The following is a 24602-nucleotide window of genomic DNA, read 5'->3' as shown; positions in this document are numbered from 1 at the left end:
AGCCAGCGGACTTGCTGGGGAGCCGTCTATTTCGGCTAGATCAAGGGCGAACCCCTGTCGAGTAGACCATCCAGGAAATCCTCCCGCGAGCTGATCGGCCCCGCGAGCGTCGCAAGGATCAACGCCTCGACGATCTGGCGGGCCAACGACCGCGCCATCACCCGCTCTTTCGTCGAGATGGCGGTCATGGCTCGGCCGTGCAGGAATGCGCTTCGCACGTTGAAGAGCTGCTCATACTGATCGGCGAAGCGTCGATCGCCCAGCAGGCCGGCCACCCGTCCCCGAATTCTATTCGTGGCGCGCATCCCTTTGTGGCGGTCAGGCGCGATGCGAAAATTCTTCTGATAGTCCGCGCGCAAGCCGAGCGCCGCCTCGATCGTCGTGATGTGCGCAAGGAATTCATCCACGCCCTCGGCCAGGAACGCGCGGACGAGGAAGTGAGGGATCGGCGTCTCAAACAAAACCGATTGCTTCGCCTGCTCGACGGTCGTCCATCGGCTCTGGTCCCACACCGTCAGCTCGGTCTTTGCATCCTCTTCTAGGTGCAGCTCGACCGGGCGCTCTTCCTCGTATGTCCCGCCATAGCCATCGTCGTAGACCCGGTCCTCCCAGCTCAACGTGTCGGGGGACGGCGGCGAACTGGGACGAACGAAGATGTCGCTGTCGATCGTGTAGACCCATGGCACACGGAAGCCCCGCCAATCGACTTCCTGCATGGTCGACCAGCTCTCCCAGGGGGCCAGCAGGAGGAAGAACAGCGCTTCTTCCAAGGCAGTCGGGAACCGCCCTTGATGCGGTTCGACCCGCCCCAGATCTAGGCTCAGGTCCATGAACAGGACCGGGACCGCGCGTTCCTCCGGCTCCTGCTCGAGCACCACGACCTCCTCAACGATCAGCCAGTGGAATTCGGCGAAGCGCTCGGCATCGAAGTCCTGACGCGGATAAAGCCGCCTCAGCCGGCGCGCATCGATCACGCCGCGCAGCTCGTCGGCGCTCAACCGGCACACCCTGGCCGGACCGAATGCGTGCGGCGGCAGGTCGGCGGCAAGATCGAGCGGCGCAAGGTGAATGCGCCTGGCCCGGGTAGCGCGCAGCGCCGCGTCCAATCCCTTCGCCGCTTCCTCCACAGGCATGGCAAGATGGGCCGTGTCCTTCTGCAGGTGACATGGAAGGCCCAACGCCCGCAATGCCGTCGAGAGCGCGAAGTTCGGCCCCTTCTTGCCGGCGTTTGGGTAGTCGTCGCGGCAGATCTCACGCAGCCGCATGAAGGCCGGGTGCGCAAGAATATTGTCGGGCCCGGGCGGTCGTATGCGCCACAGGTCCGTCATCGCCATCAGCATCGCCATTCTCGGACCCGTCTCGCTCATCAGGAGATCCGGAGCCGCCGCAAAAGCTTGCCGAGGACCGCCTCGTACTCCTCGGGCTTGGAGAAATCGGCGTAGAGCTTGCCTTTCAAGAACTCTGGCAGCTCACATTCCTCGTAGAGCAGCGGCAGCACGACCACCTCGCCGCTCGCGATCTCGCGGTTCATCGCCACGTCGAGCTCCTTCTTCACCCAAGGAGCGCCGATCGACTTTTTCGACAGGACGACGGCGATGTAGCGGCTGAGCTTCATCCCCTCTTCGATCTTGGCGATCAGCGAGTCCCCGATGTCGATTTCGGCCTCGTCCAGCCACACATGCTCTACGCCATGAGCGAGCAGATCCTTGCGAAGCTGGCGCACGAAGGGTTTGTCGACGCCAGTATGGCTCAGGAAGATGCCGTGATACTTCTCATGCGCCGGATCGGCCTTCTCCAACGCGAGGCTGTCGCGAACGAGCTGGTTCTGGGCTTCCTGCGACGTCGGCGGCGTCAGCAGCCAGCCCGTCGGGGTGCCGAGCATCAGCTGACCGCCGAGGCTGTAGCCCTCCGGCGTCGCGGCGATCGACCCATAGCCTTCGCCGGGATCGGATAGGCACAGCGTCCAGCCGCCGGTCCGCGACAGAACCTCGAAATAGCGCGCGAAGGGGCTGTCGAGATCGACCGGCCCCATCCTGCGCCCCTTCTTAATGAGAAGCTCCGAACGCTTTACGAAACTCGCCACTTTCGGCGCCACATATCCAAGATGGGTTTCGCGATAGCCGAAGAAGTTCACCCGCTTCGGCTCGGACAGGCACCAAACGACCGTCGCGCCACCCGCAATCGCGGCCTCCATCTCCTTGCGTCGGTCCTCGCCATCGAAGGCGGAGTCGAGGTCGTAGCGGTCATTCTGCCCCTTCAGCTTGCCCAGCTCGTAAAGTTCGTTCGAAAACTCTCCGGCCTTACCGAACAGAAAATGCGTGTAGCTCTCCGGATTGATGATGATCGTGTCGTATTCGTAGAGCGGATAGGCCGCCCGCTCTCGATCGACATCGGGCTGGCAGAGCCCGAGATTTTCGATCTCCACGCCATCGATCTTGTCGCCGGTGTAAGTCAGCCCGACAGTCAGCACCCGTTTCACGTGTCGTTCCTTTCCGCCGCCTGCTTGGCCGCCTCTCTAGCTTTCACTTCCAAAACCTCGCCGCGGCTGCCGACGAGCGCGATCTCGATGCCGGCCAAGGCGCACCGCGGCGCGAGCCGCTCGGCCAGGCGCAAGGTGCCGTCCGTCAGCGGAACCACGGCCACCTGACGCCCCTGCGATGGCGTGGCCATCAGCAGGCCTACGGTCTCGCAAAGACCCCGGTAGAGCCGCGACAACTGGCCTGGATGCCGCGCGTTGATAATGCCGCCCTTGCATTCGGCCGAGATGACGTGGTCGCCGATATTCGCGACGACATCACCGAGCCCGGACTTCGGGTTGACGGTGATCGTCTGGCCCGCCGGATTTCGATAGACTCCGCCATAGGCGGTGCTACCGACGCCGGAGACCTTGGTGAACGCTCGCCGCCCCAGCCAGCCCGCGAAATCGAACTGCTTTCCGTGCTCGCCGTCGGGATGGACACGGACGTCCCGTGCGCCCTGCGTGCGGAGCAAGTGCATCGCGTAGGCGACCATCACCGCGCCCTCATACAGATGATGTTCGTGGGCGCCGTCCGATTTTCCGGCGCGGTTCGGCGGCGGCTCGAGCGCCGTCACGAGATCCTCGAAATCCAATCCAGCCTCCCCGCGATATCTGCGGACGCGCAGCGCGCACCATTGACAGGAGCTTATAACCGGCCATATTTGCCCGGTAAAGGAAGGCCTGTCATGTTTACCTATAGCCCCGAAAAATTTGCGTCGCTCTACGCCTCCGAACTTGGCCAGCGCATCTGGGCCTTTCTCACGCGGCCCGAAAACGTCGCCCGCCTGGAGACCGCGTCCGAACTCGGCAAGCCCGCGGTCGAAGGCATCGAGGAGCAGCTCCTGGCGGAATTCCGCGAGGAGGTCTTGGCCGACCGCGTGAAGCAGATGGTCGGCCATATGGTGCGGCAGATCCTGGAGCAGCGAGATTGGGTGCTCGACCAGACCGATGTGAAAGTTCAGTCGGTGCCCTTCAGCAAGGCGGCACGCTATCGCCGGCCTGACTGGTTCACCTTTCACGCCTTCCGCAACAGCAGTGATCCGCGCGACGTCGTTATCACCGATCGCCGGCAAAATCCGACGCTGCCGAACGGCGCGCGCTGGACCTTCTACGCTACCTTCGCCAGCCCGCTAAAAGCGGCGGTGGCGTTCGGCGTCAACGACATCAAGCAGCTTCGTCAGCAGGTCCATTCGCACGGCTTCCACCGTGTTCGCATCGAGCGGATGCTGCGCCGGGCATGAGACGAGCAGATGATGACTGATCTATTCGATGTCGACGGCGCCAATCTCGATCGCGGGTTTGAAAACCTGAAAGCCGCCGAGCTTCCGATCGAGCAGCAGCTTCACGCCATGCTGCAAGAGATGTGGGGGCGTTACGAGCCTTATGCCGACCCCGACTTTCGGCAGGGTTTCGCACGCGATGTCGATGGCCGATTTTGGGAGATGTATCTGGGCTGCACGCTGCTCGAGGCGGGCCGCACCCTGCTTCCCGTCGTCGAGCGCCAGCGCGAAGGCGGTCAGCCGGACCTCTGCGTCCTGGAAGATGGCCGCCGAATCTGGATCGAGGCCATTACCCCAGATGAAGGCGCACCGGGTCCTGACCAGATCGTGCGTCCGGTCCCCCTCAACGAGGGCGGCGGCCTCTTCGCCGCACCGATCCGTCAGGCGCAGTTGCGCACGTCCGGGGCGTTCTGGACCAAGGCGCAGAGGATCGCGCGCTATCTCGAACAGGGTGTGATCGGCCCGGAAGACACGAGGATCATCGCGATCAGTGCGAGCCGCTTCGGCGTCTATGTCGCCGACCAGCCGTTGCCGCTGATCATGACCACGTTATTTCCGATCGGAGATGCCTACATCACCATCGATCGCGAGACCGGCAACGTCGTTGACGAAGGATTTCACCCGGCCCCCTTCATCGACCGCGAACGCAATCCGATCCCGCGCACGGCGTTTCTCGACGAGCGTTTCGCTGACATCTCAGGTGTGATCTGGTCGCGCGTTGGCCTCGGCAACCTCTCGCGTCGAAGCCGCCCGCTGACCTATGTCCACAACCCCTTGGCGCAGGTTCCGCTGGCGACAAGCTGGGGCGTCTGGGATCGCGAGTTCGTCATCACGCCGCGCGGCGACGAGTGGGAGGCCAACGACATTCTGGCGCAAGCCGCAGCGGAGGCATCATGACGATGCGCCCGAGTGCCCGCGTCTGGCGCCTTCCGTTCCGTGAGGTTGATCATGGCCGTCGGCGATGAGCAGCGACTGATCACGCCGATCAGCCAGCGGCAGTTTGAGCTCTATGCGCTGTCGCTCGAACGTGGGCCCAATTTTGATCCCGCGCAGATCTTCGGGAGCTATCAAGCCGGACACGGCAGCGCGAGCGGCTGCATCCTCCTCGATCCGGAGCGCGGGACCTTCACCGCCCTGGCCTTGCGCAGGCGTGTCGATCATCGCTGGGTCCGCGTCGATGAAGGCGGCCCCTATCCCACTCCCGAAGCCGCGCTGGATCAGCTCACCATCAGCATGCGCGCTGGCGAGCCGCCCGAGCCATTGCCGCCGGGCGCACGGCGACGGCCGCTTCTGCTGAAGACCGGATCGCGAGGCACATCGCCGGAGTTCGACCTGCTGACGAGCACGATCAGCCATTTCCCGGCGCTGATGGCGGTCGGCGAATGCTACCTCGCGCTTCCCAATCCGGATGCCAATTTCGTCCCCGATCTGCAGACCAGCAATTTCGCGTCCCGCCTCTTCGAACTCTATCTTCTTGCCTGCTTCCGCGAGCAAGGCCTGATCGTCCGGCAGAAGCATGTCTCACCGGACTTCCTGATCGAGAACGATGGCGCCGCCTGCTGGATCGAAGCCGTGACCGCGAATTCCGAGACGCCCCGCTCCGGCGGGATCGGGGACTGGGTGCATGCTCCGGTCGATCGAAATGAACGCTTAACCGGCGCGCCAGCTGAGCGCTTCGCCAAGACGCTGCGCGGCAAGCTTCAGCGCAACTATCATGAGCTGGATCATGTAAAGGGGATACCCTTCGCTCTGGCGATCGCTGACTTCTATGAATCCGGCTCGATGGTTTGGAGCCGCGAGGCTTTGCCGACCTATCTCTACGGCCTGCGGGCAGATGTCGAAGGCGAAGGCGCCGGGCGACGTGCGATCGGCACGCCGATCAACAATCTTACGGGCAGGCACGGCATTCCGGCCGGGCTATTCCGCGATCCCGACTTCGCTCACCTCTCTGCCGTCATCTTCAGCAACGCGGCGACGCTCGCCAAATTCAACCGCATGGGCTTTCTCGCTGGATGGCGGCCGCCGGGCCTCACGATGACCCGCCGCGGCATTCTCTTCGACCGAACGCCGGGCGCGCTGGAGCCCATTGATTTCGATCTGTCGGTCGACAGCGCCGAATACCAAGCGCTCTGGCCTTGGGGCGAAGCCTGGTGTCAGGAACTGGAGGTCTTTCACAACCCACAGGCGACGCACCCCATTCCCTTCGATCTCATACCCGGCGCGACCCATTGGTTCGAGCGCGGCGGCGACGTCGAGTGCAACACCATGTGGGCGAACTCGGTCATTTCATCGATCACTCATCTGCGCATGGCCGGCGCGCAAGGCGAAAGCGAGCGGCCATGATCTGCCCGCCATGCATGCGTCGCCGTCCTCGCCCATCAAAGGAGCATCGTTGAACATGGAAACGGAACCATCCGACCGGACCATCGTCCTCCATCTCCTGCGCGGGGCTGTACCCGAGCGCGCCGACGAGATCAGCGGCCTATGGAGCCAGTATGGTCATGGTGTGGAAGTCGCGCCGAGCACCAAGGGCGTGACGATGAAGGCCGATGACAAGCGCATCCAGTTCGACACCAAGACGATCGACTTTTTCTGGCTGCTCGGCTTCAGCGCATGGCGTGCCATCGAGGTGTATTCGCCGGCCCTGCTGGTGGCGACATGGACCGGAATGCCGCTTGATCAGGCCCTCAAGATCGATGCCGAACGGGGGCAATACGAATTCGATTACAAGCAGCGCGTCAGCACCGCTCAATCGCTCATCGCGGCCGAACAGACCGCACAGATTTCCTGGCCTGCGGACATCCCCGAGCCGACCGCTGACCGCGACAGCTTGGGAGATGTCCAGCACAAGACGATGTTCGACCTCGTCGCGTTTGCCCTGGCCTTCGCGCTGCTGCACGAATTCCGGCACGTCATGTATTGCGCCGACAAGAGCGCACCGTCGACACTGCCCGAGGAGGAAATCGGCTGCGATAACTGGGCCCGCGAGTTCATGACCAGCGGCCTCGCCGCCTATGCGAAGGAGCATAGGACAACTACGCTCAAGTCCAGCAGAAGCGCGCGATGGGAATAGCGCTCGCCGCCGTGATCATCCATGCGATGACGCCGACCCACGCGCATTGGGGCAATCGGCAGTATCCACCGATCGCCGAGCGGCTGACGGCGATGATCGGAGGCTACAATCTGCCGCCCGGCTCGTCCTTCTGGCCCTTCACGGCCTGCCTTTTGATCACGCTGATGAGGCAGGAGGGCCGGCCGCTCGACATCATCGCGTACTCAAATCAGGAAATGGTCGAGGCCCTGCTCGACCGGCTCCGTTGACGCTGCGGGGAGCGCGACGTGCCGGTCTATTTCATTGGCGAAGATGAAAACGGATGCTCCCCGATCAAGATCGGCGTGGCGAAGAACATCGAGGCGCGCCAGCGCAACCTCCACACGGGGAATCCTTTGGAGCTGCGACTGCTCGGGTGGATCGAAGCGACCGACGCCTTCCAGCTTGAACGAGAGCTGCACAAGCATTTTGGATCGACCCATGTGCGTGGAGAATGGTTCGACATCGAGCCGGGTGACATCCTGGCCATTCTCAAGCGCGCCGGCCGCGCTGGATTTGTCGCCAAGAACGCCGATGCTTTCCAGATCGTCGGTTATGATCGCGACGCCATTCCCGAATACCTCGGCGTGTGGGAATGGGCCGATCTGGAAATCGACGAATGCTGCCCGTTCTGCGGATGTCTATGCGGCATGCATTTTCAGGAAGCCTCGCAGATGTACTATTGCATCCGATGCGACACGCTGACCGACTTTTCCGAGCTCGATCCGCGTGAGTATCCGCCGGACGAGTGATGTCCTGAAAGGCGGAAAGATGCCAATCCTGAGAAGCTGAAACCCGGCTTTGCGCTTCTGAGGGGAACGCCATCCCCTGCGGCCGGCCTTCGTCTCAGCCGCCCCCTTTTGCGGGGAGCCCCCGCAACGCCCCCTTCAGAGTGAGAGTGCGGACCGGCTTCGCCGTGACGGGTTGAGGGCTGAAAGAGGGGCCCCGGCGCCGGTCGCGGAGATCGGTGATGTCCAGAAAGACCTGACAAGCTCGGGCTGGCCAGGACCGGGCGAGCTATACGATGAACTTACCGACAATATCATCGCAGAACTTGAGGCCGGGCGCGTGCCTGGGTCCAACCTTGGAGGACGGCGGCTGCGAAGGCGCCACTTGCCAAACGCCGCGACCGGGCGGAATTATTCCGGGATCAACGTGCTGATCCTTTGGAGCGCCGCGGCACGGCTTTTCGGGCCAGAGCGGGCCCACCTTCCGCCAGGCGCTCGCGCTCGGCGGCAATGTCCGCAACGGCGAGCGCGGCACGTCCGTCGTGTACGCCGACCGATTCGTACCCGACGACGAGAAGCGGCGCGCCCGAGCAGGCGCGAGCGGCGATTGATTGCTGCGCAATCTTGCTATGCTCGGACCCTTCCCTCCTAGTGATTCGCGCCTGCCATGAGCATTTTATCAAGCGATCCGATTACTCAGCTCGCATTCTCGATGTTCGAGAGCAAGGGTGTCTATGCTTTGCTTCTCGGCTCTGGTCTCTCTCGTGCAGCCGGGATTCCAACTGGATGGGAAATCACTTTGGACCTAGTTCGACGAGTCGCGCTCGCGCAAGGCGTCAAGAATCAGTCCGATTGGGCGACGTGGTATCGCAAAACGTATGGTGCGGAACCCGATTATTCAGCGATTCTAGCAGGACTGGCGGCCTCGCCTGCCGAACGGCGATCCATCTTACATTCGTACATCGAGCCTGACGAAGACGATCGTGCAGAGGGTAAGAAACTTCCGACAGCCGCGCACCATGCAATCGCGGGCCTGGTTCGCGACGGGTATGTCCGAGTGATACTAACGACCAATTTCGATCGGCTATTAGAAAATGCACTGCGAGAAGTTGGCGTTGAGCCAACTGTCGTCACCTCCGTCGACAGCTTGTCAGGAGCCGAGCCGCTCACACATAGCCCGTGCTACGTGCTGAAGCTTCATGGTGACTACAAGGATGCACGCATCCTGAATACCGACGAAGAGTTAGGCGTGTATCCGCCGCAATACGATGCGCTGCTCGACCGCATTTTGGATGAGCACGGTCTTATAGTTTGCGGTTGGTCAGGCGAGTGGGATGACGCGCTACGGGCAGCATTGTTGCGCGCTCCTAACAGGCGTTACCCTACTTTCTGGAGCATACGGGGGAAAGTTGGGAGCGGCGCAGAGCCCATCATCAGTCAGCGTAAGGCTGTGACCATTCCGGTTGCCGACGCCGATAGCTTTTTTCTGAAGTTGGCCGAGCTGGTGAAAACACTCGCCGAGACTCGGAAGCAGAGTCCGCTGACGATTGATATCCTCGTCGGCTCTATCAAGCGGTACGTTGCGAGGCCGGAATTTCGCATTCGACTCGATGAAGTCATCACACAGGAAGTTAACAAGCTTTTCGACCGCCTCGACGCGAAGGAGCTCTCTCCGCAGGGTGTGTGGTCCGTTGAGGAATTCCGCCGACGCCTTAAACTCTATGAGGCCACTACCGAGCCGCTCGCGAAAGCCTTTGGTGTTCTCGGACGATGGGGGGATGACGCCGAGCTTGCACTCATTGCCGATACGATCCGCGGCGTCGTTGCCAGGGCGAACAAGGTGGGCAGCGGCCTGAATATATGGCTTGATCTAAGGACGTATCCGGCCGTTCTGCTCATGACTGCATATGGGCTCGGACTTGCGAGAGCAGAGCGTTGGAAGACCTTGCATGACCTGTTTTCTCTCTCGATGCCTAGGGACGAGCGGGACCCAAAACGTCTCGTGAATTCGCTCTTCCTGTGGGACTGGAGGGGGTCAGACGACAATCTCTGGAATAACGTTGAAGGTTTCACGACAGGCAACAACCGCCGAAAAACACCACTCAGCGACCATCTATTCGACGTATCCTTCGAGTGGGGCACGGCGTTTTTGGGCGTCCCCACAGACAATGCTCTGCTGTTCGATCGTTTTGAGGCGCTGGGGGCGTTGGTCCACCTTGAAGAGAACAGTGAAAGGGCACTGAAGGATCAACTGGAGAACGGCGACAGGAAGGCTAGGATGTCTGTCGGTCGCATCGGCTGGCGAAGCGAGGGGCGACGCTCAATAGAACACGAGCTGAAATCAACTCCTACCAGGCAACAACTGCTTAAAGCAGGGTTCGCATTGGGCAGTGAAGCATACCTCGATCTATTCTTGGAAAACCTATCACGGGTAGCACGATGGATGGAGTGGCGCTGACACTCCACCTGGCGATACCGGCCAGGGAGCAGCCGGACGATGTCTATACGCCTGAGAGAACTGTTTGCCTGTACGGAGCAAGGCGGCGCTTTCGTCGCCGAATCTGCCGATGGTCGACTCCTGCATATTGGCGAGGTGCCCTCCGGGCTCGCCTGCAACTGCGTCTGTCCCGGCTGCGGAAGGCGGATGGTTGCGAAAAAGGGAGATGTGCAGGCCCACCATTTTGCGCACAATGCTCAGCAAGATGGCCGGTCATGCGCGTCCGCCGGCGAGACGGCCCTGCATAAGTTTGCGAAACTCATTTTGGATGAGCGCCTGGAAATTACTTTGCCAGCGCAGGTCGTGGAGGAGCAGAAGGATCGCGAAGTTGTTGTCCGGGCGGCGAAGCGTACTTTCGATCGAGCGATCCTAGAAACCAAAGATGGGCAGATCGTTCCCGACGTCGTGCTGCTCTTACGCGATCGCAGGCTCATCGTAGAATTCAAGGTCACTCATCCGTGCGACTCAATAAAAATCGCCCGGATCCAAGCGATGGATGTCGGCGCAATCGAGATCGACCTCTCCCAGTACCGCGACCACAAGCTCAGCGAGATCGGAGACCGGATACTTTACGACGCGCCGCGAACATGGCTGCACAATCCGCGGGAACGTGAAGCGCGCGCACGCCTCGAAGTGAGAGCGCTACAGCGAGCAGAGGAGAGGCGGACGCAAATCGAAAATTACCGCGGCTCCTATCGCCATCGTTCACCGTCAGAATCCCCGGGAAGCGGGGCATGCGAATCTTCGGCCCGGAAAAACGGCCTCGCCGACCTCATCAATCTGCCGGTATATGGGGCTGGTTGCTTCACAGTGGCCGTTGCGGAATGGCAAGCGGCTATTCTGGAAGCATTGCTCGCTCCAACGAAAACGCCTTTCCGAACTCGAAATGGGCTCGCGGCACTCCGAAGCAGACGATGGCTCGACTCATCGTTTGCTGACATTTCGGACGAAATCGTATGTGGGGTGCGAGCGGCCGGGATTCCGTTCAACTCCCCCTTCCAGGCCGTCGAAGCATATCTAACGCAACTCGAGCGCCTTGGCTTCGTTCATTCGGATCCGACTGAGATTTGGCGGCCCTCACATACGCTACAGGCACGGATCGATAAGGCGCGCGAGCTCCGCGCGCGACCGGTCAAGCGTACGCGCGAGCTCCGTCAATTAGTTGAGGAGCTGATTGCCACTCTTCCAGCGGATGAGACCGCTGCTTTCGTATTTGAACAATGGTGGAGTTCAATGCTCCCGGAACGCGGCCATTCACCTCGTGATGCGATCGACTTCGATGAAACGAAGTGGCGATCGCTCACGAACGACCTGGATAATATCGCGACGCAAATCCGGTTCTCGCCGCGAGAACGCTTAGACCTTTTTGGGCTTCCCTACCACGGCGCCCTGGCGCGCGCACTTGAGCGCAAGCATGCAGAAGAAGCCGAACGTCAACGCGCCAATCAAGCGAAAATCGAGGCAGATAAAGCTGCCCGCGTCGCCGATCTGCAGCATCGCGCGCTTCGACAGATCGGGAGAGAAGCGGAACTCTGGCTCGTGACGACAAACTCTAACACTGGGGGACGCCCTCCCATCGAGGTCGCTTTGGATAGCGAAGCTGGTCACGAGGATGCGGTCCGCGCGCTCCATTACCGAGCAAGAGAGATTGAGGTTCAGCATCGAGCAAGCGAGCGGAAGGCAAAAGCCGTGGCGGAGCTCGCCGCGCTCGCCCAATCCCGGTATTACGACGACGAGCGAGCTAATTTATGGATGCGAGGCAGGAGGCGGGAATTAGGTGGTAAATCGCCGGAGGAGTTCACGGTTGATGATGCTACCCGGCAGCGGTGTAGTGAGCTGCTACCTACGAAACGTTCGCGTCGATAGGAACTCGGATGTTCTGTGTCAATACACCGCATAGAGACAATGAACCGGCCTTCTAAAAAGCACCACTTCGTACCACAGGCGCAGCTTCGAAATTTCTCTGCGGACGCGGAGCGCCGTTTTCTCTATGTGCTCGACAAACAAACGGATCGATCATTCCGAACTTCGATCCTCAACGCTGGCTCAGAGAACGACTTCAACACCATCAGTCTCGGCGCCAGCAAGTGGAACTTCGAAGATCTGTTCCAGGAAGTCGACACCCGGTCGGCTTTGCTTATTGCGGAGATCCTCTCGCGCAAATCGCTAGCCTGGCTATCCGAGGATGATCGGCTTGCTTTGGCCGACTTGTTCGCCACCCAGATGCTTCGCACGCATTTCAGTCGAACCACGCGGGCGCACCTCGCTGATCGTCTTCGGGAGATCACACGGCAGCTCGGCTACGATCCGGATCAGAATCCGACCATGGCGACGCCCCCCGATGCAGCACTGCGCCTCGGCGCAGTACGGACATTCCTTGATCGCAGCGAGCAGGTCGTCGCGCTTCTGCGCCTGTATCCCGCCTTATACCGAGCAAACGGGGACCATCGGTTCATAATCTCTGATCATCCCACCGCAGTGATGAATGCTTTTCCCTATGGGGAACTCGGACTTACTTCGCACGGCATACTAGTCGTCCTGCCGATCTCACCAGAGATTATGATTGCCTTGCACTGCCCGACAATTGTGAAGCGCTATGAGTTCGCTGAACAAGCGAGTCTCGAGGCAGATCAAAAGGAGCGAGTGTTCCGATACAGAGACGGCCTCAGGTCCGGCAATCCGATCGATATTGATGAAGATGCGGTCCTGTTCCTCAATCATCAGCAAACGGTTCATAGTGCGCGGTACCTCTACGCGGCCACCGACACATTCGATCGCGCGCGTGAAGCGTTGGAACAGCAACCTCACCTTCGGTCCGTCACGACACACCTTACGTTCGGCGAAATGGGACGGCCGTCTAAACGACATTCAGAGATGCAATCGGGAATACACCTCGTAGTACGCGGTCCTGCCGATCACGGGATCCTCACAATCGAGGAAATCGATCCTTCCGGAGAAGGGATCACCGCTCGGACCGGCCAGATCACATTGTTAGCCCAAATGGCATCGGATCAGGGCATGCTCCGTGTCGAACTCTACGTCGATGGACGCCCCATGCGCACCTTGGGCGCTGCCATGGTGGAGCCTCTTGGAAACACAGCCGATGGCTGGTTCCGCGTAGTTCACCGCGATGCCAGTTTGAGAGAGTTAGGCAAGCGTCTCGATCGCAACCGCTTGTAGCCTTCCATTTCCGGCGAGCAGGTCCCCGATATCAAACTTCGAGCAGTTGGCAGCACAGGCCTGTTCCACAGCATGCAGCGCAACCTCTCACGTCAAAAGCACTAGGTGACAATACAAGCGTCCGCGAGCCGCGCTTCCTCGTCCATCCGATTTGCACGCTACAGCACTCTGGACTTGGGGGCGGCATCAGGGGACCCTTTGTTTGGCATCGTAGACAATTTAGATCGATGCATGGCAATTGGGTTACGCGTAGATGGCGCCGAAACGGGTCAGCAGGAATCTCGTCAGCCACCACAACGGTAGGTCTTCTGGCGAGCCCGCACCGACAGCGTCGCGCCATGGATATGCGCATCTCACTCAGCGCGGTTTTGATCTTATCGGGGGATCATCGAAGCGCTTGCAGGGACTCATGGTTGAGAGTGATAACAACAAGCGGCGCCGGCTCGTCGAGTTCAAGGATGGTTGCCGCTATGGCAAATTTGGAAGAACTAAAGCTTATGAGCTGATCGCCCACGAGAGGATCAGGGCCTACAAGATGGGGGGCAAGACCATGATTGATCTCAACAGCATAGATGAATATCATGCTTCGCTGCCGAGGGTCGAAACGAGAGCAAGCTAGGCCGCCGATCTGCGCAGCCGCTAAGTCCTCACACTGCTGCCATGACCGAAAACACCGATAATGCTCCGTTCGACCCCGCGCTGGGGGCCATCGAACCGCACGCCGGAACGCTGACCGCACCGCCGGACGGGCAACAGCTTTACAAAATCATGACGATTGAGAACCTGCTCCGGTCGGTGAGCGGCGGATACCTCTATTTCAACCGGGTCGATAGCTACAAGGACTTCCGGAATGCCGACGGGCATGACGGTGAGCAGTTGCAACAAGATCGCGCCGCCAATGAGGCCGCCAAGTTCGAAAGGGCACCCGATTTCTCTGGGGCGGACTATTATGACCGCTGCCGAAACCGGACCTATGCGTGCTGCTTCTCGCTGGAGAACTCCGACTACATCTGGCACGAGTACGGGAACGGCAGCGCACATGGTAAAGTCGGCATCGCTTTCGATTTCGCGAAGCTGCGTGCCGTCATCAATGAGATCATGAGCGTCAGGAATGGACTGCTGTACCGGGGAAACGCCTGCAAGCAGATATTCTCCGTAAACTACGGAATCGTCGATTATTTGTCGTGGGAAGAGGTGCGGGAAAATATCGATCGGATGCCCAATCCGATCCGCTACACCTACGTCAAGGACAAGAGCTATGCTGATGAGCGCGAGTTGCGTATTTCGCTTTCGGCGATTGGCATGGGACATTTTGTCTTGGCCGATGGCACGAAAATGGAATTTGCCCCCGGACTCGAACTCGGCTTTGATTATCGAAAGGCCATGACAGATGGCACGATCACGGAGGTTTTTCCCGGCCCCGGCTGCGACCTCGATTTCCTCCGCGATGAACTCGGCAAGCTCGGCATCAAAGCGGTAGACGGCGCGGCCTAAAGGCTAGGCAGATAATCCAGCGGCACTTCGCCGCCGCTGTGCGTCCCAATCTATAGGTCTTGTTCGGGCGCCGGCTTCTTTAAACCGCGCGGCTCCAGTAATTCGGCGGGGGTTTCTTGCAGGCCACAGAATGCGCTTATCCGGTGATTACCGTCGAGGATGCTCAAGCCATCGGGAAGCCTTATCGCAACTAGCGGCTTTTCGAAGACGCCATTCTTCATCAGGTAATCGGCCCCCCTCTTGAATCGCCTCCCGGTCTCCTCATCAATGGTGCCGCTTGCTTTCTCCATCAATATCTGCGCCACAATGACCTTCGTACCCTGGCAGAGATTTGCAAAGCCACAGTCAGTCGTTTCGCGCTTCCAGCTAACCTCTCGCCACCATGAAAGGGGCCTGTATCCAAGGATGGCTGCCCATGCGTGATTGCCGAGCGGCTCCGGCGGCGGCCAACCCGTATCGCCAGCGCTGCGGTTTGCGAGGTAGAACAGCCACAGTTCAATGACTGCATCGGGCCAATGCGGAAGATAGCGCTTTATATCGGCTAGAGATACCTCCGGCGGTCGCCACTTCTTCTTCAGAATCTCGGCGAGTTCTATAGCTTCGAGCAGCGTTAAGCTCCACAATTCCTCGACGAGCTTCGGCACATCAGCCATGGCATGATCCTGCGGTCATGATTTCATTACCACTATCACGCAAACGCCAAACGGAGGCGCACGGCGGCTTTCTGCTTTCCGGTTGCCGACGTGCCCTCATCGTTAAGCAGGGTCGAGGCGATCGAGCGGAAGCCGCGGGCGTAGTGGTCGCTGCCGGCGCTTTCAGTGTTGGTCTGGCCAGGCGCAACCGACTCGCCCCGAAGTCGTTCAACACGAGGTACGTATCTCGCTCGGCATCGTGGGGCAAAGTGTAAAGACTACGCATGACAAGGCGCTCCCTTGACCTCGCGATATCAAGTTTGGGCGATCCTATCGGGATTCGAGTCGGAGCCGGGTTCGATTCCGGTCGTGGCGCTTGTGGAGACCAGAACGGCATGGGGCGCGCCTGCTGCCGGGGAGCCTGCTGGCTTATTTTTTGCCAGCGAGTACCGCGCGTCTCAGCTTGCTGGTATTTCTGCTGGTATCGGCAGCAATCCGTGACTAAAATCGCCATAAATTCGGATAGTTAAGGAAATAGGTGACTGCCGGCCAGGGGCACCACGCTGAAAATAGAAGTAATAACAAGCCACTACAGACCTGCCGGCGCACCGCGAGGCGCCTTACGGTCGCCGGTTCAGGGATCGTGGTCCGGCTCCGTAGCACCCGATCATTCAGACACCACCGTTGCGATGGCCTGCGGCAGCGCAAATGAAAAGGTCGCGCCGCCTTCCGGCTCGTTGGTCGCAACCAGCTCGCCGCCGTGCTCGCGCACGATGCCGTAGCTGATCCAGAGACCGAGCCCCGTGCCCTCGCCGACGCGCTTGGTCGTGAAGAACGGCTCGAAGATGTGGCTGATATGGTCCTTGTCGATTCCGGGGCCGTTGTCCGAAATCCGGAACAGGACCTCGTTGCCCTTACGCGCCGCCGAGACAACCAGCCGGGGCGCTTCGGTGCCGCGCATCGCATCGATCGCGTTTTCGACCAGATTGACGATGACCTGGTGCAATTGGCCTTCGTTGCCGGAGATCCACAGCTCCGGCTCGAGCTCCATCTGCAGGTCGATACGGACCTGCTTGGTGCGGACGGCCCACAGCACGGCGGTGTTGATCAGCCGCTCGATATTGACGCGCTCGACCTCGCCGAGCTTGCTGAAGGAGAGCCGCCGCAGGTTCTTCACGATCTCGCTGATGCGGACCGCGCCCTCCATGGTGCCCTCGATCAACGGACCGAAATCTTCCAGGACATCGTCGATGCGCAGGCTTTTCCTCAGCGCGGCAAGGTCGCTCGCACGCCCCTCGCCATGGATCGCATCGAGATAGGCGACGATGGCCGCGCGGTAACGGATCAGGGTGTGAATGTTGCCGTAGACGAAGCTGATCGGATTGTTCAGCTCGTGCGCCACGCCGGCGACCAGACGGCCGAGGCTCGCCATCTTCTCCTGCTCGACCAGCTGCCGCTGGGCACGCTGCAATTCGTGATGCGCCTTGTGCAGCGCCTCATAGGCGCGGCGCAGCTCGCCGATCGGCCGGCCCGTCAGCACCACGCCGATGAAGCGGCCGCGATGATCGTGGCGCGGCGAGCTGTTGATCGCGAACAGATCCGTGCTGCCGCCATCCGTCAAGAATCTCAATTCGCCGTCGACGACGTCAGGCGTCCCGCGCGGCTTCAACAACGGCACCAGCTTGGGACTGTCCGCGGCATCGATGACGTCGGCAATGTTCTTGCCGACCACGTCCCCGACGCTGCGGCCGATCGCGTGCTGAAACGCGGAATTGACTTGCTGCACCAGTCCCCTGGCATCGCAGACGACAAGGATATCAGAGACGGATTCGATGACGTTGGTGACGAAGGCCTGCGCTTCCTCGAGCTCCGCGTTCTTGTGCTCGAGGTCGACCTCGTAGCGCAACAGGTCCGAATAGACCTCGTCCATCTTGCGAATGACTTCGATCCAGGCGCCTTCGCGCTCGCGATCGAACTCGATCGCGCCTCCGCTGGTCACCAGCTTCAGGAGCGAATCCGTCTCGCTTGCTTCAGGAGAATGCGTCGCCTTTGGCATTTTTTCTCAAATCATACCTGGACAGCTTGTTCCTGAGACCCACCCGTGACAGGCCCAGCTCGCTGGCGACACGGCTGATATTGCCGTCATACCTCTCCAGGCAGTTCACGATAACCGACTTCTCGAGATCCTCCACCTTGTCTTTCAGCGAGGCCGATCCGTTCAGCTTGCCATGGGTCGGCAATGGTGCGGATCGCTTCGCATTGCGACGGCCGAGCAGCGGCGGAGCGCGCAGCTCGTCCTGGTCGGCGAGCACAGCCATACGCTGGATCTCGTTCTGAAGCTCGCGCACGTTGCCAGGCCAGTGATATTTGACGAATTCGTCCAGCGCCGAACGGGCGAAGCGCAGGTTGGGCCGGTTGAACGAGACCTTCACCGCCGACAGCACGCCCTCGGCAATCAGCGGGATGTCCATGGGGCGCTCGCGCAGTGCCGGCATGTGCACCGGGAATGCGGCGAGACGGTAATAGAGATCGCGCCGGAAGCGGCCGGCTTCGACCTCGGCTTCCAGATCGCGGTTGGTCGCCGCCACCACGCGGACGTCAACCTTGCGGACGCGCTGGGCGCCGAGCGGCCGGATCTCGCTCTCCTGCAGCACGCGAAGCAGCTTGACCTGGAACGCAGGCGAAGTCTCGCCGATCTCGTCGAGAAAGATCGTGCCGCCGTCGGCGACCTCGAACAGGCCGATGCGATCCTGATAGGCGCCGGTGAAGGCGCCCTTCTTGCAGCCGAACAGCTCGCTCTCCAGCAGCTCGTCAGGCAACGCGCCGCAATTCTCGACGACGAAGGCCTTGCTGGCCCGCGCCGAACCGTAGTGGATGGCGCGTGCCAGCAGCTCCTTGCCGGTGCCGGACTCACCGGTGATGAGCACCGAAATATCGTAATCGGCGGCACGCTTGCCGAGTTCGATCACGCCGTGCATCGGACTTTCCACCGAATGCACGATGCGGTCGAAATCGTAGAGCTGCTTGGCCGCTCCACGCTTGACCGAGACCACTTTCTTGATGTGACCCGACGTCGCCTTGACGTCGACGCCGGCGGTCTCGGTCTCCTTCTGCAGCCGATAAAGCTGAACCGCCTCCTTGACGGTCTCGACCAGCTGATCGGGCTGCCAGGGCTTGGTGATATATTGATAGATGCCGGCCTCGTTCAGTCCCGCGATGATGTCTTCGGATTCCGAATAGCCGGAGATGATCATCCGCACCGGATCCGGCCAGAGCTCGCGGACGCGCTTCAGGAAGCTCACGCCGGACTCATGCGGCATCCGCTGGTCACAGAGAATCGCATGGACGATCTCGCCCTCCAGCAACCTCTCGGCATCGGCCGCGTTGCCGACGCAGAGCACCTCGAAGTCCTCCTTGAGCACGCGCCGCAGCGCTTCCTGCGAGCGGACCTCGTCGTCGACGACGAGAATGGTTCCCTGAATGCTCACGACGGCACCGCCATGCCTGTGGGGCGCCCATGCGCGCGCGTCGACCGGTGACTTGCGATGGTCAGCGGCGTGCGCGACTTCGGTACCTTGTGAATGAAGTTGTAGCGCGCGACATGATAGCTCGGATCGAAGCCGTAGAAGTTCAGCTTCATTCGCCGCAGCTCCTCGTCGCGGTAGGCTTGCAGCGGCTTCTCGGCTTCATCGGCTGCCCGCCGCGTCTGCTTGGCAGCCAGGCGCGCGGCAAAATCGGTGTCCGACGCCATGGCGGCGCCATGCTTCACCAGATTTGCCTCGCCAAGCTCCGCGCTCGACAGCACGCGATCGACGATGCCTAGGCGGTGCGCTTCCGCTGCGCCCATCGGCAGCCGGCATTCCGTGATCCGCTTTGCATTTGCGGCCCCCGCCCGGCGCGGCAACAGATAGGTCCAGTATTCCGAGCCGTAGAGATTGCCCATGTCCTTGTAATGCGGATTGAGGACGACCTGGTCGCTCGCCCAGACCTCGTCGGCGGCCAGGCTCAGGAAGACGCCGCCCGCACCCGCGTTGCCGCGAATGACCGAGACGACCAGGCGGTCGGTGGTCTCGATGATGGCGCGGGCAAGATCGTCGATCGCGTTGATGTTGCGCCAGGACTCGTCCGCGGCGCTGTCGGCCGCCTCGATCGCGGCCAGGTGAATCCCGTTCGACCAATAGTCCTCGCCGCCAGTCAGAAGCAGCACCTTGGTCGGCCGCGCGAGCGCTGCGCGATAGGCGGCGAGCAGCGCTTCGCAGTCGCTTGTGCTCATGGCACCATTATAGAAGGAGAAGGCAAGCTCCCCGACCTCGCCATGCTCGCGATAGCGGATCGGGGCGTAGCCGCAGCCGCGCCGATGCGGCAGACGCGCCGCCTCGGCGGCAAAGACCTTGGCCGTCGGCAGCTTCAGGCTCTTCGGCGCGAGCCGCCTGACATGGCCGATCCAGACCGCGCCATCGACCGTGGCGCGCGCCAGTGCGCCGTCGCACTGCGCGACGACCGTGCCCGGGACACCCGAGATGTCGTGCGCCTCGTGCACGTCGAACAGCCTGACGTCCTGGAAGTACAGGCTGTCGACCAGACCCGGCATGCCGTCGGCGCTGTTGATCTTGCGCAGGACAGCCTCCGTGGTGTCGTGCTGCCAGTCGATCACCCGGTCCGCCTGGCGGCAAGGTCCGCGGACGCGGATGCGCGGATCGTCCGCCCGCATCGGCCTCGGAGCGGCCCGTCCCGATTCGATCGCCGCGACGGCCTCGAGCACCGCCGCAACGGCGCATGATGTCACCTCGCTGCGATAGAGGCTGGACTTGGCGGCACGCCGCATCGGGAAGCTGCGGGATGCCCAGACGGGACCCGCATCGAACTCGTCGTCCGCCTGCAGCACGGTGACGCCCCACTCGGCGACGCCCTCCAGGACCGCCCAGTCGAGCGCGGCCGGGCCGCGATCCCCGGGCGGTCCAGGATGGACAACCAGGCAGCGCACGCTACGCCAGACGTCGTCGGGAATCGCCCGTTTCAGGAACGGCGCGATCACAAGATCCGGCCGATGCAGCGCCACGCTCTCGCGGGTGACGTCGGCGTAGATGTCGAGCTCGACCGCAACGTCGTGGCCGCGCTCCCTCAGCTCGACATGGAGCCGCTGCGTCAGGCTGTTGAAGGAATGCGACAGGAGCAGGATGCGCATCGTGGTGCCTCAACAAATTCTCGGCAGCTGCTCGCCGGACAGCCAATCGACGATTCGTCCGCCGCCGAAGCTCGTCGCCATCTGAACGAAATGATGATCGTCGGCAACGGCCTCGCCGATATCGGCGGCGTCGCGGCCGAGCGGATGCGCCCGCATCGCGGCCAGCACCGCACCTGCATCCTCAGGCGCCACGATCGCGACCAGCTTGCCTTCGTTGGCGACGTGAAGCGGATCGAGCCCCAGCAGCTCGCAGGCCGCCGCGACGCCGGGTTTCACCGGGATCGCCTCCTCGCGGAGGTGGAAACCCAGATCGGACTGCTGGGCGATCTCGTTGAGCGTGGCGGCGAGGCCGCCGCGGGTGGGATCGCGCATCAGGCGGATGCCGCGGCCCGCCGCCGCCACCATGCTTGCAACGAGCCCATTCAGCGACGCCGAATCCGAGACGATCTCGGTTTCGAAGGCGAGATTCTGCCGCTTCGACATGATGGCCACACCGTGATCGCCGAGCGTGCCGGAGATCAGGACGCGGTCACCGACGCGCGCGTTCCCGGCCGAGAGATCGAGGCCATCAGGCACAACCCCGACGCCGGCGGTCGATATGAAAAGGCCGTCGGCCTTGCCGCGCTCGACCACCTTGGTGTCGCCGGTGATGATGTGGACGCCGGCCGCGCGCGCCGCCTCCCCCATCGATTCCGCGATGGTCTTGAGATCGGCGAACCGAAAGCCCTCCTCGATGATGAAGCTCGCCGACAGATAGAGCGGCTTCGCGCCGGCCATGGCGATGTCGTTGACGGTGCCGTGCACCGCGAGCGAGCCGATATTGCCACCGGGGAAGAACAGCGGCGAGACGACGTAGCCGTCGGTCGTCATCACCATGCGCCCTGCGCCGACGTCGAACGCCGACTGGTCGTTGCCGCGCGCCAGCCATTCGTTGCCGAAAGCCTCGTGGAACAGGCCCGAGATCAGCTGCGCCATGGCCCGGCCGCCGGAGCCGTGGGACAGGTCGACGCAGCCGTTCCTGATGTCGAGCTTGCGCTGATAGGCTTTCATGACGCCCGCCTCTGCTGGTGGTCGCGGAAGCGGCCGTAAGTCCAGTGCGCGGCACAGGCGCCCTCGGAGGACACCATGCAGGATCCCATCGGGGTCTCCGGCGTGCAGACGGTGCCGAACAGCTTGCAATCGACCGGCTTTTTCACGCCGCGCAGGATGGCACCGCATTCGCACGCGGGATTGTCGTCGACACGCAGTTCGGTCATGTCGAAACGGATTTCGGCGTCGTATCGGGCGTAGGCGCGCTTCAGCTTCAGCCCGCTATAGGGCACCTGACCGAGACCGCGCCATTCGAACTGGTCGCGCAGCTCGAAAATGTCGGAGACTTCCTCTTTGGCGCGCAGATTGCCGTCGCGGCTCACGGCGCGGCTATACTGGTTCTCGACCTCGTGCCTGTTCTCGTTGACCTGCTGCACCAGCATCAGGATCGCCTGCATCATGTCGAGCGGCTCGAAGCCCGAGATCACCACGGGCTTGCCGAACTCCTCGGCGAAGAACTCGTAAGGCGCCGTGCCGATGATAGTCGAAACGTGCGCCGGCCCGACGAAGCCGTCGATCTCGACCCGGCCGATATTGCGGATATCGGGGCTCTCCAAGATGTTCTGCATCGCCGGCGGCGTCAGCACGTGATTGCAGAAGACGGTGAAGTTTTCGAGCTGCTTCTTCTCCGCAAGCCGGATCATGACCGCCGTCGGCGGCGTCGTGGTCTCGAAGCCGATGGCGAAGAACACGATTTCCCGCCCGGGATTATCCTCGGCAATCCTGATCGCGTCGATGGTGGAATAGACCATGCGAATGTCGGCGCCGCGCGCCTTCGCCTTCAGGAGCGAGGCACCTTGCGAGCCTGGAACGCGCATCAAGTCGCCATAGACGCACAGGATGATGTCCGGCCGCATCGCGAGGCGGATGGCCATGTCGATGCGCCCGGCCGGCAGCACGCAGACCGGACGCTGGACCGTGGATCATCCGCACGTTCTTCGGCAGCATGTCCTCGAGGCCGTAGCGCGAGATCGCATGGGTGTGACCGCCGCAGAATTCCATGAAGCGATAGGGCTCTTGCGGATCGGCCTCCGCGCGGATCGCTTTGGCGAGCCCGAGCGCGATCTCCTTATCGCGAAACTCGTCGGCATATTTCATGACGCTGCTCCCTGTGCCTCGGCGCTGAGCTCGCGCAGCAAGTCGAGCGTCCGCTTCGCCTCATCAGGATCAATCTTGGTCAGGGCATAGCCGACATGGATGATCACGTAGTCGCCGACAGCGAGGTCCTCGATCAGGGCCACCGAAATCTCCTTGCTGACCCCGTCGATGGACACGATCGCCATCTCGTCAGGCAGGAGTTTTGTGACCTCAGCCGGTATCGCGAGACACATCAGGCGGTTCCTTCCAGGCCGTGCTGTTCGAGTTGGAGCGCGGCAATCCAGGCCTGACCGAGGCTGAGACCGCCGTCATTGGGCGGCAATTGCCGCGGCAGCAGCGGATTGAGACCGGCGGCCACGCAGCCGCGTCCGACCTCCTCCGCCAGGATCGCGTTGAGGAAACAGCCACCGCTCAAGGTGACCGTCGTGATGCCGGTCTCGCGGGCCGCGCGCACGATCCAGTCGACGCAGGCGGCCGCGAAGGTGCCATGAAACAGCTCGGCTCCCTCGACCGGATCGATATCTTTGGCGGCCAGGCGACTAAGCAACGGCAACAAAGACAGCACGCCGCGCGTGACGGTCCAACCGTCGTGCATGATGCGGGGCATGCGAACCAGGGCCTCCAGCTTCATCGCGGCTTCGCCCTCGTAACCCTGCACCGGACAAACACCGAGCAGCCCTGCGGCGGCGTCGAACAGCCGGCCCGCACTGGTGGTCAGGGGAACGCCGGGCTGATCGAGCATCGCGCAGAGACGCACGGCCTGCGGCTGCGTTGCAAATCGCGTCGCGATAGCGTCACCGTGCTGCAACCCATGCAGAACGCTCGCCGCCATGCGCCACGGCTCGCGCGCGGCACGATCGCCGCCCGGCATCTTCATCGGCGCGAGATGGCCGAGCCGCCGGAACTGTGCGCCCTCGCACAGCAACAATTCGCCGCCCCAGACGCCGCCGTCGCTGCCTTGGCCGAAGCCGTCGAGCACCAGAGCCAGCGCCGGCGCCACGACGCCGTGTTCGGCCATCACCGAGGCGGCATGGGCATGGTGGTGCTGGACCGCGATCAGTCGCCGCCCGCTCGCCTCGGCAAAACGGGTCGAGGCCATGTTCGGGTGCAGATCGTGCGCAACGACGACCGGATCGACGTCCAAGGTCGATAATAGATGGTCGACCGTCTCCTCGAAGAAGCGAACACCTTCCGCGGTATCGAGGTCACCAATGTGCTGGGAGACAAAGGCCTCGTTGCCGCGCGTAACCGTCACCGTCGACTTCAGCGCGCCGCCGACGCTAAGAATCGGCGGCACCGGCCGCGCCAGGCGGACCGGCTCGGGCACATAGCCCCGGGCACGGCGGATGAACTGCGTCCGGCCGGCGACGACCATCGCCACGGAATCATCGGAACGAGTGACGATGTCTCGGTCGTGGGAAACGACGAGGTCGGCTACGTGATCGAACTCGGGCGCAGGTTGCCGCCGTTTCCCGAAGCGCAGCGCACCGACGCCAACAAGGTGCCGGGCTGCGTCAGCCAGGTCTGGCTGGCGACCACCGTCGAGCACCGGGATGGGCGGCCGTTGCTCGGCTTTGCCGGCGACAGCGATGCTCACATCGTGCGCGGTCTAGTCGCCATCCTGATTGCGCTTCTGTCGGGGCGCTCCGCGGCGGAGATCGTCGGCGAAGATCCACACGCGCTGTTCGAGCGCCTCGGGCTCGGCGAGCATCTGACGCCACAACGCTCGAACGGCTTCCGATCGATGGTGTCACGGATGCGGGCAGACGCGACCACGGTCATGGCCGAAGCCATGTGATATCCGCCGGCG

The 24602-nt window shown here is 62.0% G+C and carries 21 protein-coding genes and 3 pseudogenes; 13 read left to right on the top strand and 11 right to left on the bottom strand.

The genetic code is table 11. The features are described 5' to 3' along the window. Window positions 1-35: 35 nt before the first annotated feature. From X265_RS05815 to X265_RS05805, 3 genes are read right to left on the bottom strand one after another with little or no spacing between them, the layout of a single operon-like run. A complete protein-coding gene (locus X265_RS05815; RefSeq protein ID WP_006022647.1) occupies window positions 36-1367 on the bottom strand; it encodes a hypothetical protein in 1332 nt (443 codons plus the stop codon). Then, window positions 1367-2479, bottom strand: coding sequence for a toll/interleukin-1 receptor domain-containing protein (locus X265_RS05810; RefSeq protein ID WP_006022648.1), 1113 nt, complete (start codon window positions 2477-2479; stop codon window positions 1367-1369). The genes X265_RS05815 and X265_RS05810 overlap by 1 nt, the downstream gene beginning before the upstream one ends. Then, the gene (locus X265_RS05805; protein ID WP_006022649.1) at window positions 2476-3111 is read right to left on the bottom strand and encodes a hypothetical protein; all 636 of its coding nucleotides are present in this window, start codon (window positions 3109-3111) and stop codon (window positions 2476-2478) included. Before X265_RS05805 ends, X265_RS05810 begins: the two co-directional genes overlap by 4 nt. Window positions 3112-3204: 93 nt before the next feature. Between X265_RS05805 and X265_RS05800 the strand changes: the two genes are divergently transcribed. From X265_RS05800 to X265_RS41025, 12 genes and pseudogenes are all read left to right on the top strand, one after another. After that, on the top strand, window positions 3205-3759 hold the full coding sequence (locus X265_RS05800) for a hypothetical protein (protein ID WP_006022650.1): 555 nt from the start codon (window positions 3205-3207) through the stop codon (window positions 3757-3759). 9 nt (window positions 3760-3768) lie between these two features. Next, entirely contained in the window at window positions 3769-4695 is a 927-nt protein-coding gene (locus X265_RS05795) for a hypothetical protein (protein ID WP_006022651.1), read from the top strand. Between the two features lie 51 nt (window positions 4696-4746). Beyond that, window positions 4747-6141: a hypothetical protein gene (locus X265_RS05790; protein WP_006022652.1), complete on the top strand. Its 1395-nt coding sequence runs from the start codon at window positions 4747-4749 to the stop codon at window positions 6139-6141. 55 nt (window positions 6142-6196) lie between these two features. After that, window positions 6197-6871, top strand: coding sequence for a phage exclusion protein Lit family protein (locus X265_RS05785; protein WP_006022653.1), 675 nt, complete (start codon window positions 6197-6199; stop codon window positions 6869-6871). Beyond that, window positions 6862-7119 carry a phage exclusion protein Lit family protein gene (locus X265_RS05780; protein ID WP_006022654.1) on the top strand — a complete coding sequence of 86 codons (258 nt, stop codon included), beginning with the start codon at window positions 6862-6864 and terminating at the stop codon, window positions 7117-7119. The genes X265_RS05785 and X265_RS05780 overlap by 10 nt, the downstream gene beginning before the upstream one ends. Before the next feature lie 18 nt (window positions 7120-7137). After that, window positions 7138-7641 (top strand): GIY-YIG nuclease family protein, encoded by a 504-nt coding sequence (locus X265_RS05775; protein WP_006022655.1) that lies wholly within the window; start codon window positions 7138-7140, stop codon window positions 7639-7641. Window positions 7642-7957: 316 nt separating this feature from the next. Further along, window positions 7958-8228 (top strand): annotated as a pseudogene (locus X265_RS42220) (ArdC-like ssDNA-binding domain-containing protein). 56 nt (window positions 8229-8284) lie between these two features. After that, window positions 8285-10075 (top strand): SIR2 family protein, encoded by a 1791-nt coding sequence (locus X265_RS05765; protein ID WP_006022656.1) that lies wholly within the window; start codon window positions 8285-8287, stop codon window positions 10073-10075. Between the two features lie 39 nt (window positions 10076-10114). Next, on the top strand, window positions 10115-11980 hold the full coding sequence (locus tag X265_RS05760; protein ID WP_006022657.1) for a competence protein CoiA family protein: 1866 nt from the start codon (window positions 10115-10117) through the stop codon (window positions 11978-11980). 39 nt (window positions 11981-12019) lie between these two features. After that, window positions 12020-13294 (top strand): DUF4238 domain-containing protein, encoded by a 1275-nt coding sequence (locus tag X265_RS05755; protein ID WP_006022658.1) that lies wholly within the window; start codon window positions 12020-12022, stop codon window positions 13292-13294. Between the two features lie 253 nt (window positions 13295-13547). After that, the gene (locus X265_RS41225; RefSeq protein WP_237863170.1) at window positions 13548-13913 is read left to right on the top strand and encodes a hypothetical protein; all 366 of its coding nucleotides are present in this window, start codon (window positions 13548-13550) and stop codon (window positions 13911-13913) included. Window positions 13914-13954: 41 nt separating this feature from the next. Beyond that, window positions 13955-14788 (top strand): DUF2971 domain-containing protein, encoded by an 834-nt coding sequence (locus X265_RS41025; RefSeq protein ID WP_006022660.1) that lies wholly within the window; start codon window positions 13955-13957, stop codon window positions 14786-14788. A gap of 50 nt (window positions 14789-14838) precedes the next feature. Here X265_RS41025 and X265_RS05740 read toward each other — a convergent pair whose 3' ends face one another. The 8 genes and pseudogenes from X265_RS05740 to X265_RS05705 all read right to left on the bottom strand — a co-directional run. Then, on the bottom strand, window positions 14839-15441 hold the full coding sequence (locus X265_RS05740; RefSeq protein WP_006022661.1) for a hypothetical protein: 603 nt from the start codon (window positions 15439-15441) through the stop codon (window positions 14839-14841). 646 nt (window positions 15442-16087) lie between these two features. Further along, a complete protein-coding gene (locus X265_RS05735; RefSeq protein ID WP_128964016.1) occupies window positions 16088-17476 on the bottom strand; it encodes a sensor histidine kinase in 1389 nt (462 codons plus the stop codon). Then, window positions 17451-18908 (bottom strand): sigma-54-dependent transcriptional regulator, encoded by a 1458-nt coding sequence (locus X265_RS05730; RefSeq protein ID WP_128964015.1) that lies wholly within the window; start codon window positions 18906-18908, stop codon window positions 17451-17453. Before X265_RS05730 ends, X265_RS05735 begins: the two co-directional genes overlap by 26 nt. Beyond that, window positions 18905-20605: a hydrogenase maturation protein gene (locus tag X265_RS05725; protein WP_128964014.1), complete on the bottom strand. Its 1701-nt coding sequence runs from the start codon at window positions 20603-20605 to the stop codon at window positions 18905-18907. Before X265_RS05725 ends, X265_RS05730 begins: the two co-directional genes overlap by 4 nt. A 9-nt stretch (window positions 20606-20614) precedes the next feature. Beyond that, window positions 20615-21655: a hydrogenase expression/formation protein HypE gene (gene hypE / locus X265_RS05720; protein ID WP_128964013.1), complete on the bottom strand. Its 1041-nt coding sequence runs from the start codon at window positions 21653-21655 to the stop codon at window positions 20615-20617. Beyond that, window positions 21652-22792: pseudogene (gene hypD / locus X265_RS05715) on the bottom strand (hydrogenase formation protein HypD). Before hypD ends, hypE begins: the two are co-directional and overlap by 4 nt. Further along, window positions 22789-23025, bottom strand: coding sequence for a HypC/HybG/HupF family hydrogenase formation chaperone (locus X265_RS05710; protein ID WP_128964012.1), 237 nt, complete (start codon window positions 23023-23025; stop codon window positions 22789-22791). Before X265_RS05710 ends, hypD begins: the two are co-directional and overlap by 4 nt. Next, window positions 23025-24230, bottom strand: a pseudogene (locus X265_RS05705) (Kae1-like domain-containing protein); the annotation flags it as partial. The gene X265_RS05710 and the pseudogene X265_RS05705, both read right to left, overlap by 1 nt. Here X265_RS05705 and X265_RS05700 point away from each other — a divergent pair. Next, entirely contained in the window at window positions 24207-24590 is a 384-nt protein-coding gene (locus X265_RS05700) for a SufE family protein (RefSeq protein ID WP_244659256.1), read from the top strand. The pseudogene X265_RS05705 and the gene X265_RS05700 sit on opposite strands and share 24 nt — an antisense overlap. Window positions 24591-24602 lie beyond the last annotated feature (12 nt).

Origin of the sequence: Bradyrhizobium guangdongense (assembly GCF_004114975.1) — a bacterium.
Lineage (GTDB): Bacteria > Pseudomonadota > Alphaproteobacteria > Rhizobiales > Xanthobacteraceae > Bradyrhizobium > Bradyrhizobium guangdongense.
Note: the sequence above shows the minus strand (reverse complement) of the source record. Positions and strands in the feature narration are given on the sequence as shown.